We start from the raw sequence: 6,276 nt of genomic DNA, 5'->3' as shown, positions 1-6,276 counted from the left end.
ATGCCTGATGACCATAGCAAGTCGGTCCCACCCCTTCCCATCCCGAACAGGACCGTGAAACGACTTTGCGCCGATGATAGTGCTGCAACCAGTGTGAAAGTAGGTTATCGTCAGGCTAGTTATAAGAGAAAAACCCCCATCAGCCTAAGCGCGCTCAAGATCGCGCTTGGTGCAGGTGGGGGATTTTTATCGTCCGGAGATTCACTGTAATTTGCTGATGTTTCTGCTCTAGAATAGCCGCATGCGCATCCTTATTATCGAAGATCACCCGGACATCCTGGCCAACCTGTATGGTTTTTTCGAGCCGAAAGGCCATGTGCTCGACTCGGCGCGTAACGGCTACGGCGGCCTTTCGCTGGCGTCCCAGAACGCGTATGACGTCATCATTCTCGACGTTATGCTGCCCGGCCTGAATGGCCTCGAATTCTGTAGCCGCCTCCGGTCCGAACTGCACAACGACACCCCCGTCCTCATGCTCACCGCGCGGGACAGCCTGCAGGACAAGGTTGCCGGATTCGACAGCGGTGCCGACGATTACCTGGTCAAGCCTTTCTCGCTGGTCGAACTCGAAGTCCGGTTGAAAGCGCTGGTGCGACGCGCCGGTGGAAAAAGCGCCACCAGTTCGGTGCTCCGATTCGGCGATATCGTGTTCGATCCCGATACCATGGAAGCGACGCGTGCGAGCGTGCCCGTTCCGCTGACTAAAACCGGCTACACCATCCTGCGTTGCCTGCTCCATGACGCGCCGCGCATCGTGCCGCGCGAGGCACTGGAGAGCGCAGTGTGGGGAGACGACCGCCCCGACAGCGACGCCTTGCGCACGCACATCCACGCGCTGCGCCAGGCGCTCGACAAACCTTTCCCTTTCCCGATGCTGCGCACGATCCCGGGCGTCGGCTACCGACTGGCGTTGCCCGATGCGCCCATCTGATTCGTTGAGACGGCGGATCGTCGTCGCCTTCCTGGCGTTCGGCGTCGTCTGTACGCTGTTCTTTACCGCAATCGCCGCCGTCGGCGTCGAGGGCATCGAAGTGCACCTGGTCGATAATCGCCTGACCGATGTGGCCGCGTGGGCTGCACCACGGCACACGGCCGGGATGCCAGTGGACATGCCGGCCGGACTGAGCTTCCATCGCGCCGACGCCATTCCGCAGTCGCTGCGCGACATTCCCCCAGGTGTTCACGAGATCGAGGTGGATGGCATCGGACTGCATGTGCTGGCCGGGCAGGACAGTGCCGGGCGCTACGTGGTGGTCGACCACGAAAGCGATTATGAGAAAGTTGAACTCATCATTTATTCCGCTTTCGCGATTACCTTCTTCGGGTTCCTGTTGTTCGCAGCGCTGCTTGGCGGATTTGTCGCGCGCCGCGTAGTCAACCCGATGACGACACTGGCCGATGCCGTCGCGTCCCGGACGACGACCTTGCCTTTGCTCGACCGCAGGGACGAGCTGGGAACGCTGGCGCGGGCGTTCGATGGCCATACCGGGGAACTGCGCGGCTTCCTCGACCGCGAGCGCTTCTTCACCGGCGACGTCAGCCACGAATTGCGCAGTCCGCTCACCGTCATCATGGGTGCCGCCGAGATCCTGATGACGCAGGCCAAAGACGAGTCCGTTCGCGTGCCGGCGGAGCGTATCTACCGCGCGGCCAACGAGGCAGCCGAATGCATCACCGTCCTGTTGCTGCTGGCGCGCGCGCCCGAACTGGCGGAACTGCCGCCGGTGCAGGTCAGCGACATCGCAATCACCGAAGCGGAACGCTATCGGCCTATGGTATCCGGCAAGCCTGTCGAGCTCATATGCGATGCCGCCGACGACTTTTCCATCCGGGCCCCGCGTGAACTCTGCGCCGCCGCAATCGGCAACCTGATTCGTAACGCCTGCCAGTACACCGAGGAAGGGCTCGTCAAGATCCGGCTGGAGGGGCACATCGTCATTGTCGAAGACACCGGTCCAGGGCTGCCGGCCGCCGTCCGCGCCACGCTCGAGCAGCCCGCCGGCCGCGTGCCCTCAACCGGATCCGCGGGGACGGGGCTAGGACTGGCATTGGCACGCCGCATCTGCGAATACCTCGGCGCCACGCTCGCCCATGCCGACCGCGTGGGCGGCGGCAGTGTTTTCACGATGACATTCCCGCCTGTTTCACGGCAGCCTAACGGAGCAATGACGCGGAGTTGACGCCCGGTTCGCTATCTTCAACACGATGCGCCAGCAATCCGCGGCGCCGTTTGAAGTGGAACCCAGTTGAAACTGTCCTTGCCCAACCGCGTCGGCGCTGCACAGCTGACGCTTGCCGTGTCAGCCTTCCTCGCCGCGGTCTACAACCTGAAATTCTGGGAAACGTTCACCCTTGCCACCGGCGGCCTGTCGCTCGCAAACCTGCCGCTTCATGTCGCGGCGTTCATCCTGGTTGTATTGATTTTTAACGCTCTCCTGACGATGGCGAGCTTTCGCTTCGTCATAAAACCGGTGTTGATCGCCTTGCTTGTCGCAACTTCCGTGGCCAGCTATTTCATGAACCAGTACGGTGTCGTGATCGACAAGTCAATGGTGCAGAACGTGCTGGAGACCGACGTGCACGAGGCCACCGAACTTGTCAGCTGGCACTTCGCGTTGATGATCGCCGTGCTTGGCATCCTGCCGTCGCTGGTCGTCGCCCGTGCGAAGATCGATTTCCCCGAAGGGCCGCGCGGGCTGGCGTTCAGGCTAGGCACTGGCGCCGCCTCGCTGGCGGTGGCTGCACTCCTGTTGATACTGTTCTTTAAGAGCCTGGCGCCAGCGTTGCGCGAGCATCGTGAACTGCGCTACCTGCTGACGCCAACCAATTACGTGCAGGCCCTGCATGGCTACCTGCGCAACCGGTTCAGCACGCCACTCGTGGTAGCGCCCCTTGGAACCGATGCGATCAAAGGCCGGGCGTGGGCCGGCACGTCGCGCAACACCGTGACCGTCATTGTCGTCGGTGAAACGGCCAGGGCACAGAACTTCTCGCTGAACGGCTACGGCCGGAATACCAACCCGATGCTGTCGCAGCAGGCCGGATTGATTAACTTCGCCAACTTCCAATCCTGCGGCACCGCGACGGCGATATCGGTCCCATGCGTGTTCTCCGCCCTTGGCCGTGACAACTTCTCGGACAGTAAAGCGCGCCGCCAGGAGGGCCTGCTTGACGTGCTCTCGCATGCTGGCTTCACAGTGCTCTGGCGCGACAACAATTCAGGCTGCAAGGGCGTGTGCGAGCGGATCGGTTTCGAGGACATGTCGGCGCCAACGCCTTCCGATCCGCTGTGCGAGGGCGACGAGTGCTTCGACGAGCGAATGCTGAAGGGGCTGCAGGAAATGATCCGCGATGCAAGCAACGACCTCGTGCTGGTGCTGCACCAGAAGGGCAGCCACGGCCCCGCCTACTCGCGGCGCTATCCGGCAAAATTTGGCCGCTTCGGTCCGGTGTGCGATGCCGCCGACTTCGAGAAATGTTCGAACGGGGCGATTACCGCCGCGTATGACAACACGATCGTGTACACCGACTATTTCCTTAGCAAGGCAATCGACCTGCTGCGCGACAGCAGCAAGCAATACGGTGTCGACGCCTCGCTGGTCTATTTCTCCGACCACGGCGAATCGCTTGGCGAGAACAAGCTGTACCTGCATGGCGCACCGTACGTGATCGCCCCGCCTGAGCAGACCCATGTGCCATTCATGCTGTGGATGTCGGAGGGCTTCAGCGAGCGTTTCCGCATCGATCGCGCTTGCCTGAACGCGCGCAGGGAGCAACCGTTTTCGCACGACAACATCTTTCATTCGATGCTGGGGATGTTGAACGTCAACACAGCGGTATTCAATCCGCGCCTCAACCTGTTCGGCGCGTGCACGCATGAAGGCTGATCGTGGAGAATTGCGCGGCGTCCCGTTGCTGGGCGCGCGCGCGCTGACGATCATCGCTGTGGCGCTGGCCTGTTCCGGCCTCGGCATCCTGTGCCTTGGTCACACCGGCATCGACCTGTGGCTGGCCGACGCCGCCTTCGATCCAGTTCGCCGTGCCTTCCCCTGGCGCGATACCTGGCTGGCGGACCAGTTCAACCACCGCATCCTGAAGGTCGTCTTCACGGTTGCGGGCGGCGGCCTTATTGCCGCGGTGCTGGCGGATATGCTTCGGCCGAGCCGGAAAATCGCGGGCCCGGCCAGGCTTCGCCTCAGGATCGTCGCCTTGTCGGCAGCACTGGTACCGCTGGTGACCAGCACCTTGAAGCAGGCAAGCGATGCGCACTGCCCCTGGGACCTGGCACGCTACGGCGGCGGGCAGCCCTACGTACGCCTTTTCGAATCGCTGCCGTTCGGTGCGGACGCAGGCCATTGCCTTCCCGCAGGCCACGCATCGACGTCCCTGTGGCTGGTATCGCTTGCGGTGTTCTGGCTTCCCGGAAGTCAACGCAAGGCGGCTGCGGTAGCAGCGCTGGGCCTTGCGATCGGGTTGGCGATGGGATGGATGCAACAACTACGCGGTGCGCACTTTCTCACCCACACGCTGTGGTCGTTGTGGATTGCTGTGCTGGTCGTTTCGGTAACGACCCTGCTGGTGGATGCAGCCGCGCGCCGTTACACGCCCCACACCACGTCATAGCCGCCTTTGCGCGCCTCGCGCAGCATGTCGAGCAGCGGATACGCGCGCGTCGCGAACGTGACGATTTCCATCTGCTCATGGTCGGTGTCGTCGCCTTGCTCGCCGTGATGGGCGTCGACGTCGCGCTTGACTTGCTCGGAGGTCGGATGCAGCCGGCTTTCGGCGATCTCGCTTTCCAGTATTTCAACCGCCTTCGGCGCTTCGGCGGCGGTGATAATCCCCTGGTCGCTATCTTTTTGCAGCAGGTCGAGGATACGCTTGGCGTGCTCCTTGTACATCATGACGTCGGCTGCGGCTTTGGAGTGGAATGTGATTAACATGGAAGTTTTCCGATCATGCGGTTGATGACGAAACGATAACACGAACCAGGCGCGCGGTCACCTCGCACACATGCGTGCGGGTCATCAATCGTGCGCTTGTGCCCGGCTAACGACGAAATAGGCCAGCGCCGCGGCCTGGGCCACCACGGCAATCGCCAGCGCCGTCCGGAAGGCATCGATGGCACTGAGTCCGTTGGCCTTCAGCCCATCGGCCAGCAGCCCGAAACCCCACTGGGTGGCGAAGGCGCCGACGAACAGCAACAGGTTGTAGGCCGCGTTGGCGCGTCCGGCCAGCGCGGCCGGGAACGACAGCGCCACATGCGACTGCACCAGCGTCGTCACCGGCACGCACATCGCCAGCAGCAGCCACAGGAGCCAGGCATGTTCGGACTGCGTGAACAGCATCGCCGCCTGCGCCAGCACCATGCCGGCCAGGCCGAAGGCGATCAGGCGGTGCGTATCCACGCCGCGCGCGACCAGCCGCGGCGCGGCCCAGCCCAGCGCCAGGTAGGCCATCATCAGCACCAGGTTCAGCATGAACAGGATCTCGCTGGTCTGCTGCTGCGATTGTCCCAGCACCGTCATCATCCACGGCCCGGCCCACAAAGTCTGCAGCGCGAGGAAGATGCCGTGATTGAACAGGCCCAGGGAACTCATTCGCCGGAAGTAGGCGCTGCCAAAGATGCGGCGGTAGCCGCCGTCATCGCCAGTCGCGGCAGCGGCGCCTGAGGCCGCCGACGCGAAGCGCCGCTCGGCCCCGCGCAGCGACAGGAAGATCGCTGCCGACACCAGCAACAGCAGCGCCGCCACCACCCAGAAAACACCGCGCCAGCCGATCGCTGGTAAAGCCATCGTGACAGGCACGGTCGCAACCAGCGCGCCGGCGGTACCCGCGACCAGCATCCAGCTCGCAAGCTGGCTTTGCTGATCGGGCGCGAACCACTGGCGGTAGGCCTTGAACGACGCCATCAGGCAGGCCGACACGCCCACGCCGATCAGTGCGCGCCCGAGCCACAGGCCGGCCAGCGAGGCACTGGTGGCGAAGACGATCGCACCGAGGGCGGCGATGACCAGCAGCGCCGACTCGGTGCGGCGCGGGCCGTACTTGTCGAGCCAGATCCCCAGCGGCAGCTGGAGCGAACCGAAGGCGACGAAGTAGGCGGACGACAGCAGGCCCATGTCGGCATTCGACAGGGCCATTTCGGTCATCAGGGCAGGGGCGATGACGGCGTTGATCGAGCGCAGTCCGTATGACAGCAGGTAGCCCAGTGCGAAGCACAGGAAGACCCGAGCGGCCAGCGCGCCGCGCAAGCTGCCGCTCATCGCGCCCATG

At 63.4% G+C, this 6,276-nt stretch carries 6 protein-coding genes and 1 rRNA gene; 5 read left to right on the top strand and 2 right to left on the bottom strand.

All coding sequences use genetic code 11. The features are described from left to right. The first annotated feature begins 3 nt into the window (after positions 1–3). The 5 genes from rrf (at position 4) to HHL21_RS19720 (ending at position 4,623) form a co-directional block, all read left to right on the top strand. Positions 4–116: ribosomal RNA gene (rrf, locus tag HHL21_RS19740) — 5S ribosomal RNA — on the top strand. A gap of 125 nt (positions 117–241) precedes the next feature. After that, entirely contained in the window at positions 242–931 is a 690-nt protein-coding gene (locus HHL21_RS19735) for a response regulator transcription factor (RefSeq protein ID WP_169469085.1), read from the top strand. Next, entirely contained in the window at positions 918–2,180 is a 1,263-nt protein-coding gene (locus tag HHL21_RS19730; protein WP_169469083.1) for a sensor histidine kinase, read from the top strand. Before HHL21_RS19735 ends, HHL21_RS19730 begins: the two co-directional genes overlap by 14 nt. Positions 2,181–2,246: 66 nt before the next feature. Beyond that, positions 2,247–3,887: a phosphoethanolamine transferase gene (locus HHL21_RS19725; protein ID WP_229496598.1), complete on the top strand. Its 1,641-nt coding sequence runs from the start codon at positions 2,247–2,249 to the stop codon at positions 3,885–3,887. After that, complete coding sequence (locus HHL21_RS19720) at positions 3,877–4,623, top strand: phosphatase PAP2 family protein (protein ID WP_169469081.1); 747 nt, start codon at positions 3,877–3,879, stop codon at positions 4,621–4,623. The genes HHL21_RS19725 and HHL21_RS19720 overlap by 11 nt, the downstream gene beginning before the upstream one ends. Here HHL21_RS19720 and HHL21_RS19715 read toward each other — a convergent pair. Together HHL21_RS19715 and HHL21_RS19710 are read right to left on the bottom strand one after the other, a co-directional pair. Further along, positions 4,599–4,943, bottom strand: coding sequence for a DUF1840 domain-containing protein (locus HHL21_RS19715; protein WP_169469080.1), 345 nt, complete (start codon positions 4,941–4,943; stop codon positions 4,599–4,601). The two genes, HHL21_RS19720 and HHL21_RS19715, sit on opposite strands and share 25 nt — an antisense overlap. An 84-nt stretch (positions 4,944–5,027) precedes the next feature. Further along, positions 5,028–6,275, bottom strand: a complete 1,248-nt coding sequence (locus tag HHL21_RS19710; RefSeq protein ID WP_169469078.1) for an MFS transporter — start codon at positions 6,273–6,275, stop codon at positions 5,028–5,030. Position 6,276: the final 1 nt, after the last annotated feature.

Source organism: Massilia polaris (assembly GCF_012927275.1).
Lineage (GTDB): Bacteria > Pseudomonadota > Gammaproteobacteria > Burkholderiales > Burkholderiaceae_D > Telluria_A > Telluria_A polaris.
This window is presented reverse-complemented; position numbering and strand designations above follow the sequence as displayed.